Genomic DNA, 26081 nt, shown 5'->3' with positions numbered 1-26081 from the left:
CCATCCACATGTGGGAGGGGGCTTGCCCCCGATTGGCCCTCACAGGCACCCGAGCGTTCAGATCCAACCACCCGCCTGCAACACAAAGATCCCGATATTCGTGGTCACTGCCGCCATCAGGGTGGTGATCACAATAATCGCCGCCGCCAGCTCATGATTGCCCTCGGCCGCCCTGGCCATGACAAAGCTCGCAGCGGCCGTCGGCGCGCCGAAATACAGGAACAGAATCCCCAACTCCGGCCCTCGGAACCCCAGCAGCCAGGCGCCCAGGGTGGCGACCACCGGGAGCCAGACCATTTTCATCAGGCTCGCGCTCAAGGCCATGTTGCCGCTCTTGCGCAATGCGGCCAACGACAAGGTGCCACCAATGCAGATCAGCGCCAACGGCAACGTGGTGTCTGCCAGGTACCCCAAGGATTTTTCCAGCCAACCCGGCAAGCCGATCTGAAAATAGGCGAACGGGGCGGCCACAATCACGCTGATGATCAGCGGGTTGGCCACCACACTTTTGAAGATGCTCCACGGGTCGGACTTGATGACTGGGCTGTAGACCGCCAGCACGATGGTGGACAACGTGTTGTAGAACAGGATCACCAGTGCGGCGAGGATCGCGCCGAGAGAGATACCGTAGTCGCCGTACATACTGGCCGCGAGTGCCAGGCCGATCACGCCGTTATTGCCGCGAAACGCGCCCTGGGTATAGATGCCACGGTCTTCACGTTTGCAACGGAAAATCGCCCAGCCCCAGGCCAAGGCAAAGCTGAGCAGCGTGGCGACGGCAAAGTAGATCAGCAAACCCGGTTTGAGCGCCGAATGCAGGTCGGCATGCAGGATGCCGAGGAACAGCAACGCCGGCATGGTGACATTGAACACCAGGGACGAGGCGGTGTGGATAAAGTTGTCGTTGATCCAGTTGAGGCGCTTGAGCAACACACCGAGAAACAGCATGGCAAACACCGGCGCGGTGATGGTGAGCGTCGCAAGGAAAATGGCGAGCATGCTGTATCAGCCTTAAGTCCTGTTATCAGGGGTTGCGATTATAAAGCAGTCGCGCTGGTTGCTCGCGCTTCATTTCGACACATCAATACAAACTAAAAAAACTTGAACTCGGAACTGTGCCTATTTCGTATGAAATAACCACGGGATCTCACCCATCACGTATTCCTCGCACACAACGCTACACAGACTCCTACGCATAAATGGGACTCCACACCTCTTCTTCATAATTGCCGCCCCTGAAAATCCCTCTGTAACGAAATCACAACTCAGCAGCAAACCACTATTATTTCGAGGCGCGAGAGGGGCTCATGCGTAAATCCTTCAACCATTTACACAACGTGTATATCAGAAGTTGGGATGATCAGGACGTTGAGGGTTATACCGAACTGCTCAGCGACCCCGAGGCAATGAAGTTCATTTCGGCCGGCAGCACGCGAGACAGGGCCGCTGCCATAAACGAAATATCAACGTTCAAAAAAGAAATTGCCGAGCAGAACTGGTCGCGCTGGGCTGTAAGCATTGGCCTGGACGGCCCCTTTATTGGTTATGCCGGATTCTCGAAAAAAGAGCATGGCATTAACTTTGGCAATCGTTTCCTCAAAAAATACTGGGGCACACCCTACCCCTTTATTGCCATCCACCTGGCACTTGAGTACGGGTTTTTGCACGTGGGTTTTGACCGCATTTACACACTGACCAACGTCAACCATCACCGTGCGCTGGAAATGAACAAAGCATTCTTGCACATGCCGGAGCTCACAGGAGAGGTGATGGAAACCGCCTTTGGCCCTCACACAAAGATCGACCTTACGTGTGAACGCTTCAAAGAAATAAGCCCTGCCAACCTGGAGCGAATCAATCGGTTCTCACGCCGAATGAAAACTGCCGAGCAGAAAAAGCTGGCTTGAAAAAAACACTGCTGAGTAAGCCACCATGAACAACAAAGTGCCGCCACTCGACCCCCTTCACTCTATAGCAGGCCTGTGCACTCGGAAAACCTGGGCGTTCCCCAGCGTTCTACGGCAACTTTACCTGCCCTTCGGCTGTGTGCTGGCGTGTGTGCGCCTGGTCTCGATGATCGCGGTGAGCCTGATCGCCTGGCCGCTTCCAGTAGGCGCCAAGCGAATCCTGTATCGAGGCCTTCTCTGGATACTGGGCATTCGCATCAAGTGCGCCCTGTCACCGCGACAAATCTCAACGCTCACCAGCGGTTGTGTGGTGGCCGCCAACCACGTCAGCGTGATTGATCCATTTGCAATCCTGGCGATGCCTGGAGCAACGCTGGTGGCGTCCAGCGGCTACAACCGGGTTGTCGCCCTCATGGCTTTGCTGCTGATCAAATGCTCGGGCGGGCACTTCTGGAACGGTGCCGATAAGAAGACCTTCTCCCGCAATCTGCAAAAGATGCGAACCAACCCCCAAGGGACCGCTCTCTACACGACCCCCGAAGCGACCATTAACAATGGCCACGGTTTGTATCGCTTTCGGGCTGGGCTGTTGAGCCGCCAGTTACCCGTCGTGCCACTGGCCGGGCGCCTGATTCTTCCGTTCGGCCTGGTCGCAAGCCCGCTTCATGCCTCCGCCCTGGCGAGTTTCCTACGCTTGCTGATGATGCCCTGGATGGTCTGCGAAATGACCTATCTGGAACGCCTGGAACGCGAGGAGCATCAGAGCGGGCAAGCGTTTGCCGACCAGATACAAGCACGCATCGCCCAGCACTTGGGAATTGCCGCGACCCACTGGACCCGAGAGGATAAGCACCGCTATCGCCAGATAGATGCGCAGGCACGCCGATGAAAGCGCCCCCTGCAACGCATGTCATTTTCGACTTCGACCAGACCTTGGTGAACCACGAAAGCACGCTTGAGATCGTCAAATCGGCAATTGCCGACAGCCCGAACGCTCAGGTAACGCTGGAACAACTCAAACTGATTGTGCCCAAAGCCTTGTCAGGCCAAGCCAATATCCGGGAATTGCTGTACTTGATGAAGACCCTGGCGTGCGTGCGCAAGCATCACGTTCATCGTTATACCCAAGCGATCATTGGCAACCTCGACCCAGCGCTTGTGCAAACGCTGCACAACCTGCAGCAAGAAGGTACACAAGTGCATATCCTTTCCGGCGGATACACAGAGTGGATTGCCCCCATTGCTCACTCACTGAATATCAACGCACAGGACGTTAAAGCCAACCGTCTTTTCTGGGCCGGATCACGCGCCGTGTGCCCGCGACCGTCGCCACTGATAAACCCCAGCAGGGGCAAGAGCAAGATTGTTCGGCAATGGCGCAAGAACGGCCGGCTCCAGGGAAGCGTCCTGATGGTCGGAGACGCTGGCTCCGACCATCAGGTGTATGCCGATGGCTGGGTTGACGGCTTTGTCTGCGCCGACTACTACACGACGCAGCCTATGCCCGAGATGTCCGGGCATATCCTCCGGGCTGACAGCCCGAAACAGGTTTACCCCCATCTCCAGGCCTTGATGAGGGCACTGCCTTGATTCCAGCAAGAAGACCTAGGTGATCGGCGCCGGGTTGAACAACGTAATGTCGTTATGCAACTTGTGATGCTCCGCCCACGTTTGCTTCTTGCCGCTGGCCACATCCAGGTAGAAGTGGAACAACTCCCAGCCCAACTCTTCGATGGTCGCGCGCCCGGTGGCAATGCGCCCGGCGTCGATATCGATGAGGTCCGGCCAGCGCTGCGCCAACTCTGTACGGGTCGAGACCTTCACTACCGGCGCCATGGCCAACCCATAAGGCGTGCCACGCCCAGTGGTGAACACGTGCAGGTTCATCCCCGCTGCCAGTTGCAAGGTGCCGCACACAAAGTCGCTGGCCGGCGTGGCGCAAAAGATCAGGCCCTTGCCCTTGAACCGCTCGCCCGGCCCCAGCACGCCGTTGATCGCGCTGCTGCCGGATTTGACGATGGAGCCCAGGGACTTCTCGACAATATTCGACAACCCGCCTTTCTTGTTGCCTGGCGTGGTGTTGGCGCTGCGATCCGCCTCGCCCTTGGCCAGGTAACGGTCGTACCAGTCCATTTCCCGTACCAGCTCCTCGGCAACTTCCTTCGTCTCTGCACGCGAAGTCAGCAGGTAAATGGCATCGCGGACTTCAGTCACTTCGGAAAACATCACCGTCGCCCCGGCCCGTAGCAGCAAATCCGAGGCATAACCCAGCGCCGGGTTGGCGGTGATGCCGGAAAACGCATCACTGCCGCCGCACTGCATGCCCAGGATCAGCTCCGACGCCGGCACGGTTTCCCGGCGGCGCTGGTCGAGCTTCTTCAAGCGAACCTCGGCCAGCGCCATGATCTGCTCGATCATTTCGGTAAACCCGTGGCTGGAATCCTGCAACCGGTACAACCACGGCTCGCTCAGGTCGACGGAGCTGTCGTTGTCGTGCATCACCTGCCCGGCCTGCAATTTCTCGCAGCCCAGGCTGATCACCAAGGCTTCGCCGCCCAGGTTCGGGTTGCGCGCCAGGTTACGCACGGTACGGATCGGGATGTAGGCATCCGTCGCCGTAATCGCCACCCCACAGCCGTAGCTGTGGGTCAGCGCCACCACGTCATCGACGTGGGGGTATTTGGGCAGCAATTCGTCCTTGATGCGCTTGACCGCGTGGTCCAGCACACCGGTAACGCATTGCACCGTGGTGGTGATGCCGAGGATATTGCGCGTGCCCACGGTGCCGTCGGCATTGCGGTAACCCTCGAACGTAAACCCTTCCAGCGGCGCCTGGGTTTCAGGCACCTCGGTGGACAGCGGCAAGCTGTCCAGCGGTGGCGCGGTCGGCATGCGCAGTTGATCTTCCTGGACCCAACTGCCGCGCGGAATCGGCGCCAAGGCGTAACCAATGGTCTGGCCGTAGCGAATAATCTGACCGCCTTCGGGGATATCTTCCAGGGTCACCTTGTGGCTCTGGGGGATGAAATCCACGGTCACCAGGCCGTCCGGGAACTCCGTCCCGGCCGGTACGCCCTGGTCATTGACCACGATCACCACGTTGTCGCGCTCGTGCAAACGAATCGAGCGCGGCGAGTCGGCATGTTCAATCAACTGCATCACACGGCCCCTCAGGAATGCGCTTCGGTTAGGTTGTTCAACTCAGGGCCCTTGGCTGGCGGCTCTTTGAGTACTACACGCTTGATCGGGCCAACGATGACCAGGTAGCTGAACACTGCCACCAGCGCGTTGGCGCCGACGAACACCAGGGCCCATTTGAACGAACCGGTGGTGCTGATGATGTAGCCGATGACAATCGGCGTAGTGATCGAGGCCAGGTTACCGAAGGTGTTAAACAAGCCGCCACTGAGACCGGCGATTTGTTTCGGCGACGTGTCAGACACCACCGCCCAGCCCAGTGCGCCAACGCCTTTGCCGAAGAAAGCCAAGGCCATGAAGCCCACGACCATCCACTCAACATCGACATAGTTACACGCAATGATGCTGCTGGAGACCAGCAAGCCGGCGATGATCGGCGCCTTGCGGGCGAACGTCAGCGAATGGCCCTTGCGCAGCAGGTAATCGGAAATCACCCCACCCAGCACGCCGCCGATGAAGCCGCAGATCGCCGGCAACGAGGCGATGAAACCGGCCTTGAGGATGGTCATGCCACGGTCCTGCACCAGGTACACCGGGAACCAGGTCAGGAAGAAGTAGGTGATGCCATTGATGCAATACTGGCCCAGGTACACGCCGAGCATCATGCGGTTGGTCAGTAACTGGCGGATGTAATCCCATTTCGGACCGTCGGTTTTCTTACCCTTGCCCTTATCCTGGTCCATATCAACCATCGCGCCATTGGCGGCGATGTGGTTGAGCTCGGCTTCGTTGATCATCGGGTGCTGGCGTGGGCTGTGGATCACTTTCAGCCAGATCAGCGAGAACACGATGCCGATCACGCCCATCACGATAAACACGTGCTGCCAGCCGAAGCGGTAGACGATCCATCCCATCAGCGGTGCAAACAGCACCGTGGCGAAGTACTGCGCCGAGTTGAAGATAGCCGATGCCGTACCGCGCTCGGCCGTCGGGAACCAGGCGGCCACAATGCGTGCGTTACCTGGGAAGGATGGCGCTTCAGCCAGGCCCACCATGAAACGCAGCATAAACAGCGCGACAACCGCAGTGGAGACACCGAACTCACCGACATAGCCTTGCAGCACGGTGAACAGCGACCAGGTGAAAATGCTCAGGGCATAGACTTTTTTCGAACCGAAGCGGTCGAGCAGCCAGCCGCCGGGGATTTGCCCGGCCACGTAGGCCCAACCGAATGCGGAGAAGATATAACCGAGGGTGACCGCGTCGATGCCGAGGTCTTTTTGCAGGCTGGAGCCCGCGATGGCGATGGTGGCCCGGTCGGCGTAGTTGATCGTGGTCACCAGGAACAGCATGAGCAGGATCAAATAGCGGACGTGGGTCGGCTTGGTCGCTTGCATCTAGAAGTACTCCCACTAATTATTTTTTTTGCGGGTAATTGTTGTGTGTATGGCTACTGCGGACCGCTTTATGTGGGAGCTGGCTCGCTTGCGATGCAGACAAGCCAGCTCCCACACAAGCGGGTTCCACAGGTGTTGCGAATTACGAACCGATGTAGCTGGTTTTCACCACGGTGTAGAACTCTTGCGCATAGCGACCTTGCTCACGCGAACCATAGGATGAACCCTTACGGCCACCGAACGGAACGTGATAGTCCACACCGGCGGTTGGCAGGTTGACCATCACCATCCCGGCCTGGGAGTGGCGCTTGAAGTGGTTGGCGTACTTCAGCGACGTCGTGGCAATGCCCGCCGACAAACCGAACTCGGTGTCATTGGCCATGGCCAGCGCCGCCTCGTAGTCCGCGACGCGCACTACGTTGGCCACTGGGCCGAAGATCTCTTCACGGCTGATGCGCATGGCGGCTTCGCTGTCGGCAAACAGCGTCGGCGCCAGGTAGTAACCTTCGGTATCGCAGGTCACCAGGCCGCCACCGCTGACCAGCCGCGCACCTTCGCTTTGGCCGATGTCGATGTACTTGAGGTCCTGGTCCAACTGGGCCTGGGAAACCACCGGACCGATGTCGGTGCCGCTTTTGAGGGCGTGACCGACCTTGATCGACTTCATGCGCTCAGCCATGGCCGCGACGAACTGGTCGTGGATACCGGCGGTGACGATCAGGCGACTGGACGCCGTGCAACGCTGGCCGGTGGAGTAGAACGCGCTCTGTACGGACAGCTCGACGGCCTGCTTGAGGTCGGCGTCGTCGAGAATGATCTGCGGGTTCTTGCCGCCCATTTCCAACTGCACTTTGGCCTGGCGCGACACGCAGCTGACGGCGATCTGGCGACCGACGCCCACCGAACCGGTGAAGCTGATGCCATCGACTTTCGGGCTGTTGACCAGCACATCACCGACCACACGGCCGCTGCCCATTACCAGGTTGAATACACCGGCAGGGAAACCGGCACGGGAAATGATCTCTGCCAGCGCCCAGGCGCAGCCCGGTACCAGCTCGGCGGGCTTGATCACCACGCAGTTGCCGTAGGCCAGGGCCGGGGCGATTTTCCACGCAGGGATGGCGATCGGGAAGTTCCACGGCGTGATCAAACCGACCACACCCAGGGCCTCGCGGGTGACTTCGACATTGACGCCCGGGCGAACCGATGGCACGTAGTCACCGGACAGGCGCAGGCACTCACCGGCGAAGAACTTGAAGATGTTACCGGCGCGGGTCACTTCGCCAATGGCTTCGGGCAGGGTCTTGCCCTCTTCACGGGCCAGCAGGGTGCCGAGCTCTTCGCGGCGGGCGAGGATTTCGCTGCCGACTTTATCCAAGGCATCGTGGCGAGCCTGGATCCCGGAAGTGGACCAAGCCGGGAACGCGGCGCGGGCAGCATCGATGGCGGTGTTGACTTGAGCAACGTCAGCCTTGGCGTATTCGCCAATGACATCGGACAACTCCGACGGGTTGAGGTTGACGCAATAGTCAGCGCCGGCCACCCACTGGCCATTGATGTAGTTATCAAAACGTTGAGCTTGAGACACGAATCTTCTCCTGACGCAAAAGGCCGCTGATTGCTCAGCGGCCTTGTGGATAATTTATTGCGGACCTTGCTTGTCGATCAGCGCGGCCAGGGCTTCGTATTCTTCCGGCAGCAGATCGGTCAGCGGGGTGCGCACCGGGCCTGCGTCATAGCCGGCGATTTTCGCGCCGGCCTTGACGATGCTCACGGCGTAACCGGCCTTGCGGTTACGGATGTCCAGGTACGGCAGGAAGAAGTCGTCGATGATCTTGCCGACGGTGGCGTGATCGTCGCGGGCAATGGCGTGGTAGAAGTCCATCGCGGTTTTCGGGATGAAGTTGAACACCGCCGAGGAGTACACCGGCACGCCCAGTGCCTTGTAGGCAGCGGCGTAAACCTCTGCAGTCGGCAAGCCACCGAGGTAGCTGAAACGGTCGCCCAGGCGACGGCGGATCGACACCATCAACTCGATGTCACCCAGGCCGTCTTTGTAGCCGATCAGGTTCGGGCAGCGCTCGGCCAGGCGTTCCAGCAGGGGCGCAGTCAAGCGGCAAACGTTGCGGTTATAGACCACGACGCCGATCTTGACCGACTTGCACACGGCTTCAACGTGGGCGGCAACACCGTCCTGGCTGGCTTCGGTGAGGTAGTGCGGCAGCAGCAGCAAACCTTTGGCACCCAGGCGCTCGGCCTCTTGGGCGTACTCGATGGCCTGGCGGGTTGCACCGCCGACACCGGCAAGAATCGGCACGCTGGTGGCGCAGGTATCAACGGCGGTTTTCACCACTTGGGAATATTCGCTGGCAGCGAGGGAGAAAAACTCACCGGTACCGCCGGCAGCGAACAGGGCGGTAGCGCCGTAAGGGGCCAGCCATTCCAGGCGCTTGATGTAGCCCGCCTGGTGGAAGTCACCCTGGGCATTGAAATCGGTCACCGGGAAAGACAGCAGACCGTGGGAGAGGATGGACTTCAGTTCTTGTGGATTCATTATTCGAACACCCTGGGCGAAGACTTTCTATTGAAAGGTTGTTGTTGGTTTTGGTGATGTCGTACGTCATCGTACAACTATAAATAATTTCGTCAACTGCAATTCATCGACCGTTCGCAGATGCAGGGGCGGAACACTTCAAAACCGCTGTTCTTGACGTGGGACTTTTTTCCTCTATGCTCGCTAAAGCTGTATATACATACAGCATTTAAGGAAGATTCATACGACATAGCAAGGAGCTCACATGTCAGGTCTTGAACTCGCAGCACCCGAAAAAAAACCGCCCACCCTGCGTTTTGAAGGGGGTGAACACACCGCCATCGGCGATGACACCCTGTTGCGCTTCGTCAAAGATGCCGCGCCGATTCCCGCGCGCCAGATCGAACTGCACCTGCCCAACGGACTGGCGCTGACGTATGGCCAAGTCATCGCCCTGGGCGGCGACTTCTATGGCATTCCTGGCCAGCCCATCAGCGATGGCACCTCCCCTGCCGAACGCGTGCAACGCTTTACCGCAGCCTTCAACTCCCTGGCCGTGCTGCCCGCCGCGCGCGAAGAAGCACACAAGATCCTTGCCGTGATGCAAAAGGAGATTTCTGCGGTCCAGCAGGCGGTCAAGGAGGGCAAGCAGGCCCATGAGGCTTACGACGCGCTGGGCGATACGTTGTCTGGAGAATGGAACCGTATCACCGGCGGAGGCAGCGCAGTGTCGGCGCTGATTCCACTGGGGCGCTATTTGAAGTTGGCGGCGGACAATGCCGACCACTTCGGCGAGTGGGCGCTGTCGGCCTATCTGGCGGGGCATACGGCGGCGTTGCAGCAAGCTGTCGTGGCTCACCAGACCGGCACCGATCAGGCGCTGGAACTGGCGTATGCCATGAACGGTTTTGCTGATCACTTTTTGACCGATCTGTTTTCGGCAGGCCATTTACGTGTGCCGCGCAAACAACTCGCAGCGGTGGTGACACCCGGTGAACTGGGTTCGCTGATCAGCCGTTTCATGCATGACGAAGACAGCAAGTTCGGGCTCAAGGTGCGTAACGCCATGGGCGATCAGTGGCACGCCTATGGGGATAAACGCTACTTCGACGCGATTGATGCGGACAATCGGGTGCAGGTCAAACGTGCGGTGCAGGCTTCGGCGGATGAGGTCTTCGAGACATTTATCAGCGGTGTCGCGCCCTCCCCGGCCAATTTCAAGGCGCCGCTGTATGTTCCGAACCTGAATGCGGCGCAGAACCCGGCGAATAACTTCTCGCCGCTGTTCAAGATGGAGGGAGATAAGGTGCTGCGCCGCAAGGAGGTGAATGACCTGAACGACAAGCACTGGACGAATGATTGGTGGGGGTGGAGTACGTATTTGTTGCTCAAGGATTACAAGCCGAACACCCCGCAGACTTGAGCTAATCAGTGCCCATGTGTGTAAACGCACACATGGGCCCGTTCATCGCCACTGTCAACTCTGACAGTATCGAGAGCCAATAAAACTCCAGTAGCTTGCATTCGACCGCCGGGTTACCTCTGCACGACTCAGAGGCGCTGTCACCTTGGAGGCCATTTACTCATCTTGAAATCAATGAGGCATATCATGGCTACTAAAAAGTGCACCTTTAAATCCCGCTCCAATAAATCAAAAGGGGGAACTCAGAACATTGACGCTGTTGATCTCCCCAATATTGGTGACACCATCCAACTTGACGGTGATCCACCTCTGGAAGTCGTGGGCAAAAACTTCCATATCAACAATGGCGCTGTCGACCAAATCGATTTCGATTTGGCCTAACTAACCCAGCCCCAACCGACAGAATCAACCCCGCTGCGCCTCCGCCTCTTCATGGGCATGGCGCAGCCGCTCCCGACTATTCGTCAAATGCAACCGCATCGCCGCCCGCGCCGCATCCGAATCCTGACGCGCAATCGCCTCGTAAATCTCTTCATGCTCACGACTCAAGCGCCCCATGTAGTGCTGCTGGTCGTCATGGGCCAAGCGCGCCGAGTTCAGGCGGGTACGCGGAATGATGCTGGTGCCCAGGTGGGTCATGATGTCGGTGAAGTAGCGGTTGCCGGTGGACAGCGCAATTTCCAGGTGGAACGCAAAGTCGGATGCCACCGCATCGCCGGCGTGGGCCGCGCTTTCATTCAGGGCATCGAGCGCCGCACGCATGGCGGCCAATTGTTCATCGTTGCGGCGCAATGCGGCGAGGCCGGCGGACTCCACTTCCAGGCTGATCCGCAGCTCCAGAATCGCCAGCACATCGCGCAGGGTCACGACCGTGGCCGGATCGATGCGAAAGCCGCTCGGGCTTGGCGTGTCGAGCACAAAAGTGCCGATGCCATGACGGGTTTCTACCTGCCCCGCCGCCTGCAGACGTGAGATAGCCTCCCGCACCACCGTGCGGCTGACCCCATGGGCGTCCATGATCGCCGACTCGGTGGGCAGCTTATCGCCCCGCTTGAGTTGGCCGTCACGGATCTGCTCGGACAACACCGTGACCAATTCCTGGGCAAGGCTGCGGCGCTTGCGGGGAAGACGAGGGGCGGTGTTGGCGTTTTCCATGATGAATCATCTTTCTCGTTGAGCTTGAACACGCATCATAGCCTATGGTGGTTGTACGATCACCGTCCGGGCACGACTTTCATCCCTATCCTGCGCGCAAAAAAATGCCCCGACACAGATCGAGGCATTTTTTCGGCCTACCCGAAGGTCAAGCCCATCATTTCACCACCTTCAGGCTCGGCCGGCCGCTAGGGCGCGGTGGCTCGGAATCCGGTGGTGGCAAATCATCACCCGCTTCGCTTTCGATCGCTTCATCTTCCTCGAAAGGCGACTCCAGATCGAACACCATGCCTTGACCATTCTCCCGGGCATAGATGCCGAGGATGGCGCCAATCGGCACGTACAGCGTATGCGGCACCCCGCCGAAACGCCCTTCGAAGCTCACCGCTTCATTGTCCATGTGCAGGTGACGCACCGCACTGGGTGATACGTTCAGCACAATCTGCCCATCACTGGAAAAACCCTCCGGTACCTGAACCGCAGGAAATTCGGAATTGACCAGCATGTGCGGGGTGCAATCGTTGTCCACAATCCACTCATAGAGCGCGCGGACCAGGTAGGGTCGACTGGAGTTCATCAGCGGCTCCTTAAGCCTTAGCGCATATCGCGTTCGACGCCAGACAGACTCGCCTGGAAAGCCTCACGCGCAAACTGGCGCTCCATGTAATCAAGCAGCGGCTTGGCCGGCCGCGGCAGTTCAATACCGAGAATCGGCAAGCGCCAGAGTATCGGTAATAGGCAGCAATCCACCAAGCTTTGTTCCTCACTGAGGAAAAAAGGTTTATCCGCGAACAACGGCGAAACGCCGGTCAGGCTCTCGCGCAATTCCTTACGCGCCTGCACCCGAACAGCTTCTTTTGTACGCGAATCCAGAATCGAATCCACCAACCCGCACCAGTCACGCTGGATCCGATGGATCAGCAGTCGGCTGTTGGCACGCGCCACCGGGTACACCGGCAGCAAAGGCGGATGCGGATAACGCTCATCCAGGTATTCCATCACCACGGTTGACTCCCACAACGCCAGGTCACGATCGACCAGGGTGGGCAAGCTGCCGTAAGGGTTCACTTCGATCAGTTTCGGCGGATGACGACCCACTTCCACACTGATGATCTCGGCGCTGACACCCTTCTCTGCGAGCACGATGCGTACTCGGTGGGAATAGTGGTCGGCGGGGTCGGAGTAACAGGCCAACCGGTTGGTCACGCCCATGGCGGTCCTCCTCGCTTGTTGAAATTATCGAAAGCTCAAAAACGAGCGCGCCCAGGGAGCATCCCTGTAACGCCTGGTAGAACCAGACCGCTACGTATTCAGAGATGCCGCTGGGCGCGCAAGATTAACAGCAATTGCTTACGGTTGGATCAATGCACATCCTTCCAGTATTCGCGTTTGAGCAGATAGGCGAATACGAAGAAGAAGGCCAGGTACAGCAACACATACGTACCGATGCGCTGATGCTGCAGTTTGACCGGGTTGGCGGAGTAGGCCAGGAAGGTCACAAGGTTCTTGACCTTCTCGTCGAACTGCTCGTCCGTCAACGAACCTGGGGTTTCTATCTTCAGTTGATCGCACGCTTCATGAGTCAAAGGTGTGCCGGTCAACGGATCGTATTGCTTCTTGCCGTCTTCAACGACCTGGATCTGCTTGCATCCTACCACTTGCTTGCCTTGCAGGCCGACCAGAACGTTAGGCATGCCGACATTCGGGAACACACGGTTGTTCACGCCATAAGGGCGCGCCGGGTCCTCATAGAACGATTTCAGGTAGCCGTAGAGCCAGTCGGTGCCGCGTACACGTGCCACCAGAGTCAAGTCAGGCGGTGCTGCGCCGAACCAGGTCTTGGCGTCGGCAGGCTTCATGCCGATGTTCATGTGGTCGCCGATCTTGGCACCGGTGAACACCAGCTTCTCCAGCATCATTTCATGGGGGATACCGAGGTCATCGGCCACCCGCTCGTAACGCTGGAACTTGGCGCTGTGGCAGCCCATGCAATAGTTGGCGAACGTACGCGCGCCGTCTTGCATAGCCGCCTTGTCAGACACGTCGATATCGACTTTTTCCAGTTCCGGGCCGCCGTGCTCGGCAGCGAAGGACAGTAGCGGCAGGGCCGCAAGCATCAATGCAACGAATAACTTTTTCATCAGCCAGTCACCCTTTCCGGAACCGGTTTGGTCTTCTCGAGCCGGGTGTAGAACGGCATCAGAATGAAGTAGGCGAAGTACAGGAAGGTGCAGACCTGCGACAACAACGTACGCTCCGGGGTCGGCGCCAATACGCCCAGCACGCCCAGGATCACGAACGCAATGCAGAACACCCACAGCCAGATCTTGCTCAGCCAGCCTTTGTAGCGCATGGACTTGACCGGGCTGCGGTCGAGCCAAGGCAACACGAACAGCACCGCAATGGCCGCGCCCATGGCGATCACGCCCATGAGCTTGTCGGGGATTGCGCGCAAGATCGCGTAGAACGGCGTGAAATACCAGACCGGGGCAATGTGCTCAGGCGTCTTGAAGGCGTTGGCTTGTTCGAAGTTCGGCTTCTCGAGGAAATAACCGCCCATCTCCGGGAAAAAGAACACGATCGAGCAGAACACGAACAGGAACACCACCACGCCGACAATGTCTTTCACGGTGTAGTAAGGGTGGAACGGAATGCCATCCAGCGGGATGCCGTTTTCGTCCTTGTGCTTCTTGATGTCGACGCCGTCGGGGTTGTTGGAACCCACTTCGTGCAGGGCCAGGATGTGCAGCACTACCAGGCCGAGGATCACGATTGGCAAGGCCACCACGTGCAGGGCGAAGAAGCGGTTCAGGGTGATGCCGGAGATCAGGTAGTCACCACGGATCCACTGGGTCAGGTCGTTGCCGATCACCGGGATCGCACCGAACAGCGAGATGATCACCTGGGCGCCCCAGTACGACATCTGGCCCCACGGCAGCAGGTAGCCCATGAAGGCTTCCGCCATCAGCGCCAGGTAGATCAGCATGCCGAACACCCACACCAGCTCGCGGGGCTTCTGGTACGAGCCGTAGAGCAGGCCACGGAACATGTGCAGGTAGACGACGATAAAGAACGCCGACGCGCCGGTGGAGTGCAGCAGGCGCAGGATCGAGCCGTACTCGACGTCACGCATGATGTATTCGACGGAGGCAAACGCCTCTTCCGCCGACGGCGTATAGCTCATCGTCAACCACACCCCGGTGACGATCTGGTTGACCAGCACCAGCAGTGCCAGGGAGCCGAAGAAGTAGAAGAAGTTGAAGTTCTTCGGCGCGTAATATTTGCTGAGATGGTCTTCCCACATTTTTGTGGCGGGGAAGCGCGCATCCACCCAATCCATGAACTTGCTCATCACGCGTTCTCCTTGTCGAGGCCAATGACAATGATGTCGTCAGATTCGTAGTTGTGCGGAGGAACCGGCAAGTTCAACGGAGCAGGCTGGGACTTGTAGACACGGCCGGCGAGGTCGTAGTGGGAGCCGTGGCAGGGGCAGAAGTAACCGCCGACCCAGTCCTTGCCCAGATCGACCGGGGCCACTTCCGGGCGAAAGGTAGGCGAGCAACCCAGGTGGGTACAAAGACCGACCAGCAGCAGGATCTCTGGCTTGATCGAACGCACTTCGTTCTTGGCGTAGGCGGGCTGGTCGGAATTCTCAGATTTGGGGTCAGACAGCTGGCCTTCGATCTTTTTCAGATTCCCCAGGATTTCCTCGGTACGACGAACAATGAAGACCGGCTGACCGCGCCATTCAGCAATCATCTGCTGCCCTGGCTCGATCTTGCTGATATTCACCTTCACCGGTGCACCTGCGGCTTTCGCCTTGGCACTGGGAAACCATGACCCCACGAACGGGACCGCAGCCCCCACCGCTCCTGCAGCACCCACCACGGATGTGGCTGCTACCAAGAAGCGACGCCGGCCTGCATTCACGCCGTCATTGCTCATTCAGTCCTCTCCCATCAGCTTTTTTGGCCTGTTAAATCAGGCGTCTACTAAGTGTTGAATCTTTACTTATAAAAATTTTGCCGAATGGTAATGAAAAGCCCCACGTATGACAAGGGAATTGCCCTGGGCTCAGCCTCCAGGCCTTGTAGTATAGGGGGTCTACGGATGTGGCAAGTTGTCACGGCGAAATTTGTGTATAAATCGCAGGCAATAAAAAACGCCCAGCTCCGTGAGGAGGCTGGGCGTTTTTGTGGAACGTAAAGCGAATTAACGCTTCGAGTACTGCGGACGCTTACGCGCTTTACGCAGACCGACTTTCTTACGTTCAACTTCACGGGCATCACGAGTCACGAAGCCAGCTTTGCGCAGAGCGCCACGCAGGGTTTCGTCGTACTGCATCAGAGCGCGAGTGATACCGTGGCGGATTGCGCCAGCTTGACCACTTACACCGCCACCGATAACGGTGACGTAGATGTCGAACTTTTCAACTGTCTCGGTCAGTTCCAGCGGCTGACGAACTACCATGCGGGCAGTTTCGCGGCCGAAGAAGTTGTCCAGAGTGCGGTTGTTGATCGAGATGTTACCAGTGCCCGGACGCAGGAAAACGCGTGCGGTTGCGGTTTTGCGACGGCCAGTGCCGTAATTTTGAGTCGCCGACATAATGAACTATTCCGTTAAAACTTCAGTTCTTGGGGCTGCTGAGCAGCATGAGGGTGTACAGCGCCCGCATAGACTTTCAGCTTGCGAAACATATCGCGACCCAGTGGGCCCTTAGGCAGCATGCCTTTGACCGCGATTTCGATCGGGGCTTCAGGCTTCTTGGCAATCAGGCCTTCGAAATTGGAAGACTTGATACCGCCTGGGAAACCGGAGTGACGGTAGTACATTTTGTCGCTTGCTTTGTTGCCGGTTACACGAACCTGCTCAGCGTTGATGATCACGATGTAGTCACCGGTGTCAACGTGAGGGGTGTACTCAGGCTTGTGCTTGCCACGCAGACGGCTGGCGACTTCAGTGGCCAGACGACCCAGGGTCTGACCAGCGGCGTCGACGACAAACCAGTCGCGCTGAACTGTTTCCGGTTTTGCAGTAAAAGTTGTCATTCTTTAATAGCCTCAGGGGCCGCCCTGTAAATTAGACGGCGGATCTTACTGAATAGTGCGTACTTTGACAAGTCAAAGGCAGCCGGATACAGACGCTATCGGGGGCTCGGGTCGGCGCGTCCGTTCAACGGCAAGATTCTTCGGCAGGCGGCGCATCACTTCCACTGCAGAAAGAGGTGGGCAATTATGCAGATTGCGAAAAAAAATTCAACCTGCTTTTATGATTGTTTTCCCCGAAGGAGTACCCGATGGATTATCGACAGCTGGGCCGCACCGATCTGAACGTGAGCGCGATCGCCTTGGGCACCATGACCTGGGGCGAGCAGAACAGCGAGGCAGAGGCCTTCGCACAGATCGAACGGGCCAAGGCCGCCGGCATCAACTTCCTCGATACCGCGGAAATGTACCCGGTGCCGCCCAAGGCCGACACCTATGCCACCACCGAACGTTATATCGGCAATTACTTCAAAAGCCGTGGCGACCGCGCCGACTGGATCCTCGCCAGCAAGATCGCCGGCCCCGGCAACACCATCGACTACATCCGCGATGGTCACCTGCGCCACAACCGCAAACACATCGTCGAAGCCCTGGATGCCAGCCTCAAACGCCTGCAAACCGACTGGATCGATCTCTACCAGCTGCACTGGCCGGAGCGCAGCACCAACTTTTTCGGTCAACTGAGCTACAAGCACAAGGACGAAGACGACCTCACTCCGCTTGAGGAAACCCTCGAAGCACTGGATGAGCAAGTGAAGGCCGGCAAGATCCGCCACATTGGCCTGTCCAACGAGACCCCGTGGGGCACCATGAAATTCCTGGCCCTGGCCGAAGCCCGTGGCTGGTCCCGCGCGGTGTCGATCCAGAACCCCTACAACCTGCTCAACCGCAGTTTTGAAGTGGGCCTGGCGGAAATCGCGATTCGTGAGCAATGCGGCCTGCTGGCGTATTCGCCCCTGGCATTCGGCATGCTCAGCGGCAAGTACGAAGGTCGCGCGCGCCCGGCCAAGGCACGCCTGACCGAGTACAGCCGTTTCAGCCGCTACTTCAACCCGCAGTCGGAGGCGGCGTGTAGCCGTTACGTGGCACTGGCGCGCGAGCACGGCCTGGATCCGGCGCAGATGGCATTGGCGTTTGTGACACAACAGCCGTTCGTGACCAGCAACATTATTGGCGCAACGTCACTGGAGCAACTGGACAGCAACATCGCCAGTGCTGACCTGAAGCTGTCGAAGGAAGTGCTGGAAGGGATTGAGGCGATTCAGAAGGATCATCCGAATCCTGCGCCTTGATTGACCTGTAGACCGCTATCGGGGGCAAGCCCCCTCCCACACGTGGAATGCATGCCAATGTGGGAGGGGGCTTGCCCCCGATGACGCACTCAAGACCCGCAAAAATCAAAGCGCCCGCGCAATAATCTCCTTCATGATTTCATTGGTCCCCGCATAAATCCGCTGCACCCGCGCATCCGCCCACGCCCGCGCAATCGGGTATTCCCACATGAAGCCGTAGCCGCCGTGCAACTGCACGCATTCGTCGAGCACCTTGCACTGTAGGTCCGTGGCCCAGTACTTGGCCATCGCCGCCGTGGGCACGTCCAGCTTGCCCTCCAGGTGCAACGCCATGCACTTGTCCACGAACACCCGACCGATCTGAATCTCGGTGGCCATCTCCGCCAACTTGAAGCGAGTGTTCTGGAAGTCGGCAATCGCCTTGCCGAACGCCTTGCGCTCGCGGGTGTATTCCAGGGTCCACGCCAGCGCCGCCTCGGCTGATGACAACGCGCCGATCGCCACCGTCAGGCGCTCCTGGGGCAACTCCTGCATCAGATAGGCAAACCCCATCCCCGCCTGGCCCAGCAGGTTTTCCTTGGGCACTCGCACATCCTGAAAGAACAGCTCCGAGGTGTCCTGGGCCTTCATACCCACCTTCTCCAGGCGTTTGCCCTTGTCGAAGCCCGGCGTGTCGGCCTCTACCAGGAACAGGCTGGTGCCCTTGGCGCCCGCCTTGGGATCGGTCTTGGCCACCACGATCACCAACTCGGCCAGGTAGCCGTTGGTGATAAACGTCTTGGAGCCATTGATCACATACTCATCGCCGTCCAGCACCGCCGTGGTCTTGACCCCTTGCAGATCGGAACCGGCTCCCGGCTCGGTCATGGCAATGGCCGTGACCATCTCGCCGGAGATCAGCTTGGGCAGGTATTTGTGCTTCAGCGCCTCACTGCCGTAATGCAGGATGTACGGCGCAACAATGTCCGAGTGCAGGGAAAAACCGATGCCGGTCAGGCCCAGCCGGCTGATCTCTTCGATCACCACCGCGCTGTACAGAAAGTCCGCACCGAGCCCGCCATAGGCTTCCGGCAGGTGGGAGCACAACATGCCCGCCTCCCCCGCCTTGCTCCACAGACTGCGGTCGATATAGCCCTGTTTCTCCCATTGCCCGTGGAACGGCGCGGCGTCTTTTTCCAGGAAAGTGCGCACGCTCTCGCGGAAGAGTTCGTGTTCCGGACTGAACAAGGTTCTGGGAATCATGGTTCACCTGCGTGGATTGTCGGACAAAGACGAGCCCACAGAGACTATGCCCCGAAGGCATCACAGGACACTGGACACATGCGACAAAAAATAAGACGATCCAGCCGTCTGGTGACCACTTTCCCCTATAAGAATAAATGAAATTATGTCTAACCAAATCTCCACGCCGTTGCGGCGCGTCAGCATTTTGGCCATTGATCGGGTATTTGCTTCAACCCTCATGCAAGCCAAGGATTTCTTCCACCTCGCCAGCCTGCGTTACGGCAGGCAACAAGGCCTGGGCCTCACCCCGGCATTCGAAACACGCCTGGTCAGCCCCGACGGGCAATCGGTGTGCAGCTTCAGTGATGTGATCATGCCGGTGGATGGCGGCCTGGAAGACGCCGACATCATTGTGTTGCCGGCCTTCTGGGATGACTTCGACGCCTTGTGCATGCGCTACCCGCAGGTGCTGCCGTGGTTGCGCGAACAGCACGCACGCGGTGCGGTGTTATGCGGCGAAGCCACCGGGGTGTTCTGGCTGGCCGAAGCCGGCCTGCTCGACGGCAAGGAGGCGACCACCTACTGGCGCTTCTTCAACGCCTTCAGCGAACGCTTCCCCAAGGTGCAGCTCAACCAGGACAAGCATCTCACCGACGCCGACAACCTGTATTGCGCCGGCGGCACCACGTCGGCGTGCGACCTCTACATCTACCTGATCGAACGTTTCTGCGGCGCCAACATCGCCCAGGCCGTGGCCCGCGACATTCTCTACGAAGTGCAGCGCAGCTATTCCCCTGGACGCATTGGGTTTGGCGGGCAGAAGCTGCATCAGGATGTGATTATCCTGCAGATCCAGCACTGGCTCGAAGAGCACTTCGCCGACAAGTTCCGCTTCGAAGACGTGGCCAGGGAACACGGCATGAGCATCCGCAACTTCATGCGCCGCTTCCAGACCGCCACCGGTGATAAGCCACTGCATTATCTGCAACGCTTGCGCATCGAAACGGCCAAGGGCTTGCTCTCGGGCAGCCGCAAGAGCATCAAGACCATCAGTTATGAGGTGGGGTATGACGATGCGAGCTTCTTTGCGCGGCTGTTCAGGCAGCACACGGAGTTGTCGCCTAACCAGTACCGGCAGCAGTTTCAGCAGGCCGCCTGAAATAAAGGTGGAAAAGGGCGTGTTGTGGTGAGTGGGGCTTGTCCCCCAACGGGTTCACCGCAGACCCAATGGGGCTGCTCCGCAGCCCAGCGCGGGACAAGCCCGCTCACCACAAAAAGCCCCCACATTTGATCTGCGTGATGCTTAGGGCTTGTGCCCGCGCGACAGGAACTCGTGGGACTGCATCTCCAGCAAGCGGCTCAACGTGCGCTGGAACTCGAAGTTCAGGCGGCCGCCGGTGTACAGGTCCTTGAGCTCGACTTCCGCCGAGATGATCAGCTTGACGTTACGGTCGTAGAACTCGTCGACCATGTTGATGAAACGTCGCGCGATGTCGTCGGTGGTAACGCTCATCTGCTCCACGCCGCTCAGGATCACTGCGTGGAAGATCTTGCCCAGTTCGATGTAGTCGTTCTGGCTACGCGGGCCGTCGCACAGTTGGCGGAACTCGAACCAGGCCACGTCATCGCAGGTGCGCAGCGCGATGATTTCGCGGTTCTCGATCATCAGCTTGTCGTTTTCCACCGCCTGGGTGCATTCCGGCGTGAGGGCGCGGAAGCTCTTTTTCAGGCTTTCGTGGGCCGCTTCATTCAGCGGGAAGTGGAACAACTCCGCTTGCTCCAGGTGACGCAGGCGATAGTCGACGCCGCTGTCGACGTTGACGATCTCGGTGTTCTGCTTGATCAGCGCGATGGCCGGCAGGAAGCGCGCGCGTTGCAGGCCGTCCTTGTACAAGCCGTCGGGTACGATGTTCGAGGTGGCGACCAGGGTCACGCCGTTCTTGAACAGTTCTTCCATCAGGGTGCCGAGGATCATGGCGTCGGTGATGTCGGAGACGAAGAACTCATCGAAGCAGATCACTCGCGCTTCATCGGAGAAACGCTTGGCGATGATGGTCAGCGGGTTTTTCTCGCCCGGCAAGGTCTTCATCTCTTCGTGCACGCGCTTCATGAAGCGGTGGAAGTGCGTGCGCACCTTTTCCTTGAACGGCAGCGCTTCAAAGAAGGTGTCGACCAGGTAAGTCTTGCCGCGGCCGACGCCGCCCCAGAAGTACAAGCCTTTGACCGGCGTGTGGTCTTTCTTGCCAAACAGCTTGCTGAACATGCCTGGCTTGCTCTGCGAGGCCGCGACCAAGTCGTCGTACAGGCGCTGCAAATGACGCACCGCCGTTTCCTGGGCTGCGTCATGGAAGAATTCAGGGCGTTTCAGATCAGCTTGATATCGTTCTAGGGGCGTCATAATTCGTTAGCAAGGCAACAAAAACGGGCCGTCACTGTAACGACGGCCCTGGATAATGGCAATCAACCCTTGGTCGGGTTAATCCTCGAGGGGGGTCAACGCAACGCGCAAGGCTTCGATGGCGGCATCACGGGATGCTTCGTCGGCGAACTCGGCGCTGTCTGCCACGGCGGAACCGTCCAGCCATACGCTGAAGCCCAGGGCCTCAGTGCGTACGTCCAAAGCGTCACCGCTCTGCAGCTGCTTGGTCACCACGCCCGCCGCCTTGCCATCGGCAAAGTGGCGCGACAGCAGCAGTTGCTCACCATCCGCCGCCAGCAGGCGGAAGCGGAAGCTGCCATCGTCTTCGCGAAAGCTCACGAACCGTGCAGCTTTCGCCGCTTTCTTCTTGGCCGCAACCGGCGCCGCAGCCTGGTTGACGAACGAACGCAGGCCCACCGCTTCGCGCAGTTCAGCCAGGAACGGTGCCGCCACAGCACGGGCCTTCTTGGCACCGACCAGCAGCAGGTCTTCCATGTCCGATGGGCGTGACATCAGTTGATGGTAGCGTTCACGGGCTTCGCCCAGTTGGCCATCCAGCAGCTGGAACAGACGGCTTTTCGCCTCGCCCCAACCCAGCCCTTGCAGCAGCTCGGCACGGAACTCTTCTTCTTGGGCCTTGCTGGCAAACGCCTGGTACAGGGTGAACAGGTGCGAATTGTCCGGGTCCTTGGCTTCGCCAGGCGCGCGGGAGTCGGTAACGATCCGCGAGATGGCGTCCTTCATGTCCTTGGCGCTGGTGAACAACGGGATGGTGTTGTCGTAGCTCTTCGACATCTTGCGGCCATCCAGGCCCGGCAAGGTGGCGACGCTTTCTTCGATCAACGCCTCGGGCATGGTGAAGAATTCTTTGCCGTTGCCGAACAGGTGGTTGAAGCGCTGGCCAATGTCACGGGCCATTTCCACGTGTTGGATCTGGTCGCGACCCACCGGCACTTTGTGCGCGTTGAACATCAGGATGTCCGCCGCCATGAGCACCGGGTAGCTGTACAGGCCCATGGTGATGCCCGCATCCGGGTCTTCGCCGGTTTCCACGTTCTTGTCCACCGAGGCTTTGTAGGCGTGGGCGCGGTTGAGCAGGCCCTTGGCGGCCACGCAGGTCAGCAGCCAGGTCAGCTCGGGGATTTCCGGGATGTCCGACTGCCGATAGAACGTCACCCGGTTCACATCCAGGCCACCGGCCAGCCAGGTCGCGGCGATTTCCATACGCGAGCGCTGGATACGCTGCGGGTCATCGCATTTGATCAGGGCGTGGTAGTCGGCCAGGAAGTAGAACGAGTCGGCATTCGCGTCCTGGCTGGCCAGGATTGCCGGGCGGATCGCACCGGCGTAGTTGCCCAGGTGCGGCGTGCCGGTGGTGGTGATGCCGGTGAGGATACGGGTACGAGTCGTCATGGGTAATCGCTTATCAGACTGCTATCAATTCGAGAGACGCGGCAGCACCAGATCCTTGAGATCGGTCAGCTTGCCGTGAAAAAAGTGTCCGCATTCTGCCACTTTCAGCAGCTCATGGGGGCGTTTCAGGGCGGCGGACCAATCGTAGACCAGTTGCGGGTCGACCACTTCGTCGGTTTCCGGTTGGATCAAGGTCAGCGGGCAGCCTTGGGGAAGCGTGTCGGTATCGCGCAGGCGCATCACCGCAGCGGCGACCATGAACAGGTGCGCGAGTTTTTCACCCTTGGCTTCCAGGCGCCCGCCAAGGCTGGCAGCCACGTAGCCGCCGAAGGAAAACCCAAGCAGGGTGATCGGCAGATCAGGGTGTTTTTCCCGCAGCCACGTGGCGACCGCTTCGGCATCGTCCACTTCACCGGTGCTCATATCGTGCGTGCCGGCACTGGCGCCGACGCCACGGTAATTGAAACGCAAGGTAATCAAACCGGCATCGCGGGCGGTACGTTGCAGGGTCGATACAACTTTATTGAGCATGGTCCCACCCTGCACCGGGTTAGGGTGGCAGATCAGCGCCAGGCCACGTGGCTCGGGGTGATCCAGGTACAGGGCTTCCAATTGGCCTACCGGGCCATCGATCAAAACGGGGGTTTCACGCATGAGCAAGGAATGAACTCCGTGACCTCTCAAAGGGTCGACTCGTCTAGCTAAAAGTCTGTGCATGGCATCATTGCGAGCTTAATCGCGGTATACAGCGCAGGTCCGAGCCGTTAACGTAAAGCAAAGCCGTTTATAGAGGAAGGACTCGTGGAACACTCGCTCTTAGTTTGGTTGTTGCCGACTCTTGCCCTGGTTGCCGGTGTCGCCATTGGATTCCTGGTTGCTCGCTTGCTGCCGAATGCCGCGCCTAACCGCACGCAGCGTCAGCTGGATGACATTCAGGAACGTTTTGACAGTTATCAGAACGAGGTTGTTACCCACTTCAACAGCACCGCGACCCTGGTCAAGAAGCTCACCCAGAGCTACCAGGAAGTACAGGATCACCTCGCCGATGGCGCTAACCGCCTGGCCCTCGACGACATCACCCGTCAGCGTCTGCTGGCCGCGTTGCATTCCGATGCACCGCAAACTCCACGGGAACGCCTGACCCCGCCACGGGAAAACCAGGAGCCACCACGGGACTACGCGCCAAAGACGCCGAACGCCCCAGGCATGCTGGATGAGCATTACGGCTTGAAGAAGTAAGTCCTCTTCAGGCAATTAAAAAGCCCGGTTGATCGATGATCAGCCGGGCTTTTTTATGCACGCTCGCTCTCCAGAACAGGGTAGATCCAGTGTGGGCGTGCTCCCACACTGGCTGCACGCGACCTTAAGCCAGTGGTTGCTCCTGCAACCAGCCACCCTCGATCCGCACATGCCGCCCATGGAAGCGTTTGAGGCTGCTGCGATGACCCACGCTGACGATGCTCAGACCCGGCAGCTCATCAATCAGCGCCTGGTACAGCGTCGCCTCGTCCTCTTCATCCATCGCTGACGTGGCTTCGTCCATATACAGCCATTGCGGTGCGAACAACAACGCGCGGGCAAAGGCCAGGCGTTGCTGCTCACCCGGCGAGAGCATGCGCTGCCAGTGATTGGCTTCATCCAGGCGCCCCACCAGGTGCGGCAGGCGGCAGGTTTCCAGGACCTGTGCATAAAGTTCTGCCGAGTAGACGCTGTCGTCCTGTGGATAACTTAACACCGCCTTCAACGTGCCAATCGGCAAGTAGGGTTTCTGTGGCAGGAACAGGTAACGCTTGGCCGGCAGGCGAATGCTGCCGTGACCCGCAGGCCAGAGATGGCCCATGGCGCGCAGCAAGGTACTTTTGCCGCTGCCGGAACGGCCGCTGAGCATGACGCGCTGACCCGGCTCGACGATCATGTTGGCATCGGTGAGCAGGTGGCGGCCATCGGCCAGGTTCATGCCCAACCCTTGCACCACCAGGCGTTCGCCTTCCGCGTGCACCTCAATGGCGGCCGGGCGTTGCTCGTTTTCATCCATGGCCTGCTGAAAGCTCAAGAGACGGTCGCTGGTCGCCCGCCAACCGGCCAGGTCGGCATAAGCGCTGATAAACCAGCTGAAGTTGCCTTGCACGTTGCCAAACGCCGAGTTGATTTGCATCAGCTCACCCAGCTCGATCTTCCCGGCAAAGTAGCGGGGCGCGGCGACCACAAAGGCAAACACGATCGCAATCTGTTCATAGCCGGCGGTAAAGAATGTCAGGCGCTTGGACACCTTCATGATGTCCCAGAAGTTATGCCAGACCTTGCCGAATCGCGTGCTCAAGCGCTGGTTTTCGTTAGCCTCGCCGTTGTACAAGGCGATGCTCTCGGCATTCTCCCGCACCCGCACCATGGAGAAACGCAGGTCCGCTTCGAAACGTTGTTGTTGGTTGCTCAAGCCGATCAACCGGCGACCGATCAGGTGGGTCAACCAACTGCCCACGCCGGCGTAGACCAATGCACACCAGAACATGTAGCCGGGGATGGTGATACCGAACACGTCAATGCTGCCCGACACGCCCCACAGGATGACGGAAAACGACACCAGGCTGACCACATTGCGCAGCAGCCCAAGACCTAGACTCAGCGTGTTAGAGGTAAAACTATTGAGGTCTTCGGAGATACGTTGGTCCGGGTTATCGGTATAGCCGCCCTGCTCCAACTGGTAGTAGTTTTTGTTGCCGAGCCAGCGCGCAAAGTGCTTTTCGGTGAGCCACGCCCGCCAGCGAATGGTCAGCATCTGAGTCAGGTAAAGGCGGTATACCGCGCCGAGAATAGCCACCGCTGCGATAGCGCAAAAATAGCCGATCTGTTGCCAGAAGGCGGCGGTGTCCTTTTTTTCCAGGGCGTTGTAGAAGTCCTTGTACCAGTGGTTGAGCCATACGGAAATTGCCACGCTGAACAGCGACAGGCCGATCACCGCGGCCAACAGCAACCAGGCTTTGCCCTTCTCTTCACTTCGCCAATAAGGCGTGATCATCGCCCAGGTTCGGCGAAAGAATTGCCCACGCACAGCGTCATTGACCGCGGAGTACTCAGCGTTCGGATTCATCGTTCAGGCTCGTAGGGAAGAAGGCAGGCGTTTGAACCGATCATAGG

Annotated in this window: 26 protein-coding genes; 8 read left to right on the top strand and 18 right to left on the bottom strand. The window is 58.9% G+C overall.

All coding sequences use genetic code 11. The annotated features are described in order from the left end of the window. Positions 1–57: 57 nt before the first annotated feature. Positions 58–999 (bottom strand): AEC family transporter, encoded by a 942-nt coding sequence (locus tag K7431_RS12530; RefSeq protein ID WP_012722217.1) that lies wholly within the window; start codon positions 997–999, stop codon positions 58–60. A gap of 308 nt (positions 1000–1307) precedes the next feature. On the opposite strand from K7431_RS12530, the gene K7431_RS12525 reads away from it, so the two are divergent. The 3 genes from K7431_RS12525 to K7431_RS12515 are packed head-to-tail and all read left to right on the top strand — an operon-like array spanning position 1308 to position 3497. After that, a complete protein-coding gene (locus tag K7431_RS12525; RefSeq protein WP_012722216.1) occupies positions 1308–1907 on the top strand; it encodes a GNAT family N-acetyltransferase in 600 nt (199 codons plus the stop codon). Positions 1908–1932: 25 nt separating this feature from the next. Beyond that, entirely contained in the window at positions 1933–2796 is an 864-nt protein-coding gene (locus K7431_RS12520; protein WP_012722215.1) for a 1-acyl-sn-glycerol-3-phosphate acyltransferase, read from the top strand. Next, positions 2793–3497 (top strand): HAD-IB family phosphatase, encoded by a 705-nt coding sequence (locus tag K7431_RS12515; protein ID WP_012722214.1) that lies wholly within the window; start codon positions 2793–2795, stop codon positions 3495–3497. Before K7431_RS12520 ends, K7431_RS12515 begins: the two co-directional genes overlap by 4 nt. A gap of 15 nt (positions 3498–3512) precedes the next feature. On the opposite strand, the gene garD is transcribed toward K7431_RS12515, so the two are convergent. The 4 genes from garD to kdgD all read right to left on the bottom strand — a co-directional run bounded on the left by garD (position 3513) and on the right by kdgD (position 8996). After that, positions 3513–5066 (bottom strand): galactarate dehydratase, encoded by a 1554-nt coding sequence (garD, locus tag K7431_RS12510; protein WP_043204782.1) that lies wholly within the window; start codon positions 5064–5066, stop codon positions 3513–3515. 11 nt (positions 5067–5077) lie between these two features. Continuing rightward, positions 5078–6442 carry an MFS transporter gene (locus K7431_RS12505; RefSeq protein ID WP_012722212.1) on the bottom strand — a complete coding sequence of 455 codons (1365 nt, stop codon included), beginning with the start codon at positions 6440–6442 and terminating at the stop codon, positions 5078–5080. A gap of 142 nt (positions 6443–6584) precedes the next feature. Further along, the gene (locus K7431_RS12500; RefSeq protein WP_012722211.1) at positions 6585–8030 is read right to left on the bottom strand and encodes an aldehyde dehydrogenase family protein; all 1446 of its coding nucleotides are present in this window, start codon (positions 8028–8030) and stop codon (positions 6585–6587) included. 54 nt (positions 8031–8084) lie between these two features. Beyond that, complete coding sequence (kdgD, locus tag K7431_RS12495) at positions 8085–8996, bottom strand: 5-dehydro-4-deoxyglucarate dehydratase (RefSeq protein ID WP_012722210.1); 912 nt, start codon at positions 8994–8996, stop codon at positions 8085–8087. 244 nt (positions 8997–9240) lie between these two features. On the opposite strand from kdgD, the gene K7431_RS12490 reads away from it, so the two are divergent. Together K7431_RS12490 and K7431_RS12485 are read left to right on the top strand one after the other, a co-directional pair. Next, positions 9241–10398, top strand: a complete 1158-nt coding sequence (locus K7431_RS12490) for a hypothetical protein (protein WP_012722209.1) — start codon at positions 9241–9243, stop codon at positions 10396–10398. 186 nt (positions 10399–10584) lie between these two features. Further along, positions 10585–10779, top strand: coding sequence for a hypothetical protein (locus K7431_RS12485; RefSeq protein ID WP_043204780.1), 195 nt, complete (start codon positions 10585–10587; stop codon positions 10777–10779). Positions 10780–10803: 24 nt separating this feature from the next. Here K7431_RS12485 and K7431_RS12480 read toward each other — a convergent pair whose 3' ends face one another. The 8 genes from K7431_RS12480 to rplM all read right to left on the bottom strand — a co-directional run bounded on the left by K7431_RS12480 (position 10804) and on the right by rplM (position 16601). Further along, on the bottom strand, positions 10804–11553 hold the full coding sequence (locus K7431_RS12480) for a FadR/GntR family transcriptional regulator (protein ID WP_012722208.1): 750 nt from the start codon (positions 11551–11553) through the stop codon (positions 10804–10806). A 157-nt stretch (positions 11554–11710) separates the two neighbouring features. Further along, positions 11711–12130, bottom strand: coding sequence for a ClpXP protease specificity-enhancing factor (locus K7431_RS12475; RefSeq protein ID WP_012722207.1), 420 nt, complete (start codon positions 12128–12130; stop codon positions 11711–11713). 17 nt (positions 12131–12147) lie between these two features. Next, positions 12148–12765 carry a glutathione S-transferase N-terminal domain-containing protein gene (locus tag K7431_RS12470; RefSeq protein ID WP_012722206.1) on the bottom strand — a complete coding sequence of 206 codons (618 nt, stop codon included), beginning with the start codon at positions 12763–12765 and terminating at the stop codon, positions 12148–12150. A gap of 149 nt (positions 12766–12914) precedes the next feature. Beyond that, complete coding sequence (locus tag K7431_RS12465) at positions 12915–13694, bottom strand: cytochrome c1 (RefSeq protein ID WP_012722205.1); 780 nt, start codon at positions 13692–13694, stop codon at positions 12915–12917. After that, on the bottom strand, positions 13694–14905 hold the full coding sequence (locus K7431_RS12460; RefSeq protein ID WP_003171746.1) for a cytochrome b: 1212 nt from the start codon (positions 14903–14905) through the stop codon (positions 13694–13696). Before K7431_RS12460 ends, K7431_RS12465 begins: the two co-directional genes overlap by 1 nt. After that, on the bottom strand, positions 14905–15498 hold the full coding sequence (gene petA / locus K7431_RS12455; protein WP_012722203.1) for a ubiquinol-cytochrome c reductase iron-sulfur subunit: 594 nt from the start codon (positions 15496–15498) through the stop codon (positions 14905–14907). Before petA ends, K7431_RS12460 begins: the two co-directional genes overlap by 1 nt. Before the next feature lie 267 nt (positions 15499–15765). Further along, positions 15766–16158: a 30S ribosomal protein S9 gene (rpsI, locus tag K7431_RS12450; protein WP_003171743.1), complete on the bottom strand. Its 393-nt coding sequence runs from the start codon at positions 16156–16158 to the stop codon at positions 15766–15768. 14 nt (positions 16159–16172) lie between these two features. Further along, positions 16173–16601: a 50S ribosomal protein L13 gene (gene rplM / locus K7431_RS12445; RefSeq protein WP_003188508.1), complete on the bottom strand. Its 429-nt coding sequence runs from the start codon at positions 16599–16601 to the stop codon at positions 16173–16175. 248 nt (positions 16602–16849) lie between these two features. On the opposite strand from rplM, the gene K7431_RS12440 reads away from it, so the two are divergent. Then, positions 16850–17890 (top strand): NADP(H)-dependent aldo-keto reductase, encoded by a 1041-nt coding sequence (locus K7431_RS12440; RefSeq protein WP_012722202.1) that lies wholly within the window; start codon positions 16850–16852, stop codon positions 17888–17890. A 105-nt stretch (positions 17891–17995) separates the two neighbouring features. On the opposite strand, the gene K7431_RS12435 is transcribed toward K7431_RS12440, so the two are convergent. Then, positions 17996–19132 carry an acyl-CoA dehydrogenase family protein gene (locus tag K7431_RS12435; RefSeq protein ID WP_012722201.1) on the bottom strand — a complete coding sequence of 379 codons (1137 nt, stop codon included), beginning with the start codon at positions 19130–19132 and terminating at the stop codon, positions 17996–17998. A 220-nt stretch (positions 19133–19352) separates the two neighbouring features. On the opposite strand from K7431_RS12435, the gene K7431_RS12430 reads away from it, so the two are divergent. Beyond that, complete coding sequence (locus tag K7431_RS12430) at positions 19353–20273, top strand: GlxA family transcriptional regulator (protein WP_173390394.1); 921 nt, start codon at positions 19353–19355, stop codon at positions 20271–20273. A 144-nt stretch (positions 20274–20417) separates the two neighbouring features. Here the strand turns inward: K7431_RS12430 and zapE are convergent, their stop codons facing one another. From zapE to K7431_RS12415, 3 genes are all read right to left on the bottom strand, one after another. Beyond that, on the bottom strand, positions 20418–21512 hold the full coding sequence (gene zapE / locus K7431_RS12425) for a cell division protein ZapE (protein WP_012722199.1): 1095 nt from the start codon (positions 21510–21512) through the stop codon (positions 20418–20420). Positions 21513–21590: 78 nt separating this feature from the next. Further along, on the bottom strand, positions 21591–22946 hold the full coding sequence (locus K7431_RS12420; protein ID WP_012722198.1) for a tryptophan--tRNA ligase: 1356 nt from the start codon (positions 22944–22946) through the stop codon (positions 21591–21593). A 24-nt stretch (positions 22947–22970) separates the two neighbouring features. Next, positions 22971–23600 (bottom strand): alpha/beta hydrolase, encoded by a 630-nt coding sequence (locus tag K7431_RS12415; RefSeq protein ID WP_012722197.1) that lies wholly within the window; start codon positions 23598–23600, stop codon positions 22971–22973. A gap of 147 nt (positions 23601–23747) precedes the next feature. On the opposite strand from K7431_RS12415, the gene K7431_RS12410 reads away from it, so the two are divergent. Further along, entirely contained in the window at positions 23748–24185 is a 438-nt protein-coding gene (locus tag K7431_RS12410; protein WP_003171734.1) for a YhcB family protein, read from the top strand. Positions 24186–24309: 124 nt separating this feature from the next. Here K7431_RS12410 and K7431_RS12405 read toward each other — a convergent pair whose 3' ends face one another. Next, positions 24310–26034 carry an ABC transporter ATP-binding protein/permease gene (locus K7431_RS12405; protein WP_012722196.1) on the bottom strand — a complete coding sequence of 575 codons (1725 nt, stop codon included), beginning with the start codon at positions 26032–26034 and terminating at the stop codon, positions 24310–24312. Positions 26035–26081: the final 47 nt, after the last annotated feature.

The organism is Pseudomonas fluorescens group sp., from assembly GCF_020093335.1.
GTDB classification, from domain to species: Bacteria; Pseudomonadota; Gammaproteobacteria; order Pseudomonadales; family Pseudomonadaceae; genus Aquipseudomonas; species Aquipseudomonas petroselini.
Note: the sequence above shows the minus strand (reverse complement) of the source record. Positions and strands in the feature narration are given on the sequence as shown.

Bases quoted from the DNA above. Each gene is read 5' to 3' on its own strand.
- K7431_RS12420 (WP_012722198.1), bottom strand. From the start codon at position 22,946: ATGACGACTCGTACCCGTATCCTCACCGGCATCACCACCACCGGCACG.
- K7431_RS12530 (WP_012722217.1), bottom strand. From the start codon at position 999: ATGCTCGCCATTTTCCTTGCGACGCTCACCATCACCGCGCCGGTGTTT.
- K7431_RS12440 (WP_012722202.1), top strand. From the start codon at position 16,850: ATGGATTATCGACAGCTGGGCCGCACCGATCTGAACGTGAGCGCGATC.
- petA (WP_012722203.1), bottom strand. From the start codon at position 15,498: ATGAGCAATGACGGCGTGAATGCAGGCCGGCGTCGCTTCTTGGTAGCA.
- K7431_RS12430 (WP_173390394.1), top strand. From the start codon at position 19,353: ATGCAAGCCAAGGATTTCTTCCACCTCGCCAGCCTGCGTTACGGCAGG.
- K7431_RS12515 (WP_012722214.1), top strand. From the start codon at position 2,793: ATGAAAGCGCCCCCTGCAACGCATGTCATTTTCGACTTCGACCAGACC.
- K7431_RS12415 (WP_012722197.1), bottom strand. From the start codon at position 23,600: ATGCGTGAAACCCCCGTTTTGATCGATGGCCCGGTAGGCCAATTGGAA.
- rplM (WP_003188508.1), bottom strand. From the start codon at position 16,601: ATGACAACTTTTACTGCAAAACCGGAAACAGTTCAGCGCGACTGGTTT.
- K7431_RS12505 (WP_012722212.1), bottom strand. From the start codon at position 6,442: ATGCAAGCGACCAAGCCGACCCACGTCCGCTATTTGATCCTGCTCATG.
- K7431_RS12520 (WP_012722215.1), top strand. From the start codon at position 1,933: ATGAACAACAAAGTGCCGCCACTCGACCCCCTTCACTCTATAGCAGGC.
- garD (WP_043204782.1), bottom strand. From the start codon at position 5,066: ATGCAGTTGATTGAACATGCCGACTCGCCGCGCTCGATTCGTTTGCAC.
- K7431_RS12460 (WP_003171746.1), bottom strand. From the start codon at position 14,905: ATGAGCAAGTTCATGGATTGGGTGGATGCGCGCTTCCCCGCCACAAAA.
- K7431_RS12490 (WP_012722209.1), top strand. From the start codon at position 9,241: ATGTCAGGTCTTGAACTCGCAGCACCCGAAAAAAAACCGCCCACCCTG.
- rpsI (WP_003171743.1), bottom strand. From the start codon at position 16,158: ATGTCGGCGACTCAAAATTACGGCACTGGCCGTCGCAAAACCGCAACC.
- K7431_RS12470 (WP_012722206.1), bottom strand. From the start codon at position 12,765: ATGGGCGTGACCAACCGGTTGGCCTGTTACTCCGACCCCGCCGACCAC.
- zapE (WP_012722199.1), bottom strand. From the start codon at position 21,512: ATGACGCCCCTAGAACGATATCAAGCTGATCTGAAACGCCCTGAATTC.
- K7431_RS12435 (WP_012722201.1), bottom strand. From the start codon at position 19,132: ATGATTCCCAGAACCTTGTTCAGTCCGGAACACGAACTCTTCCGCGAG.
- K7431_RS12525 (WP_012722216.1), top strand. From the start codon at position 1,308: ATGCGTAAATCCTTCAACCATTTACACAACGTGTATATCAGAAGTTGG.
- kdgD (WP_012722210.1), bottom strand. From the start codon at position 8,996: ATGAATCCACAAGAACTGAAGTCCATCCTCTCCCACGGTCTGCTGTCT.
- K7431_RS12405 (WP_012722196.1), bottom strand. From the start codon at position 26,034: ATGAATCCGAACGCTGAGTACTCCGCGGTCAATGACGCTGTGCGTGGG.
- K7431_RS12485 (WP_043204780.1), top strand. From the start codon at position 10,585: ATGGCTACTAAAAAGTGCACCTTTAAATCCCGCTCCAATAAATCAAAA.
- K7431_RS12480 (WP_012722208.1), bottom strand. From the start codon at position 11,553: ATGGAAAACGCCAACACCGCCCCTCGTCTTCCCCGCAAGCGCCGCAGC.
- K7431_RS12465 (WP_012722205.1), bottom strand. From the start codon at position 13,694: ATGAAAAAGTTATTCGTTGCATTGATGCTTGCGGCCCTGCCGCTACTG.
- K7431_RS12475 (WP_012722207.1), bottom strand. From the start codon at position 12,130: ATGAACTCCAGTCGACCCTACCTGGTCCGCGCGCTCTATGAGTGGATT.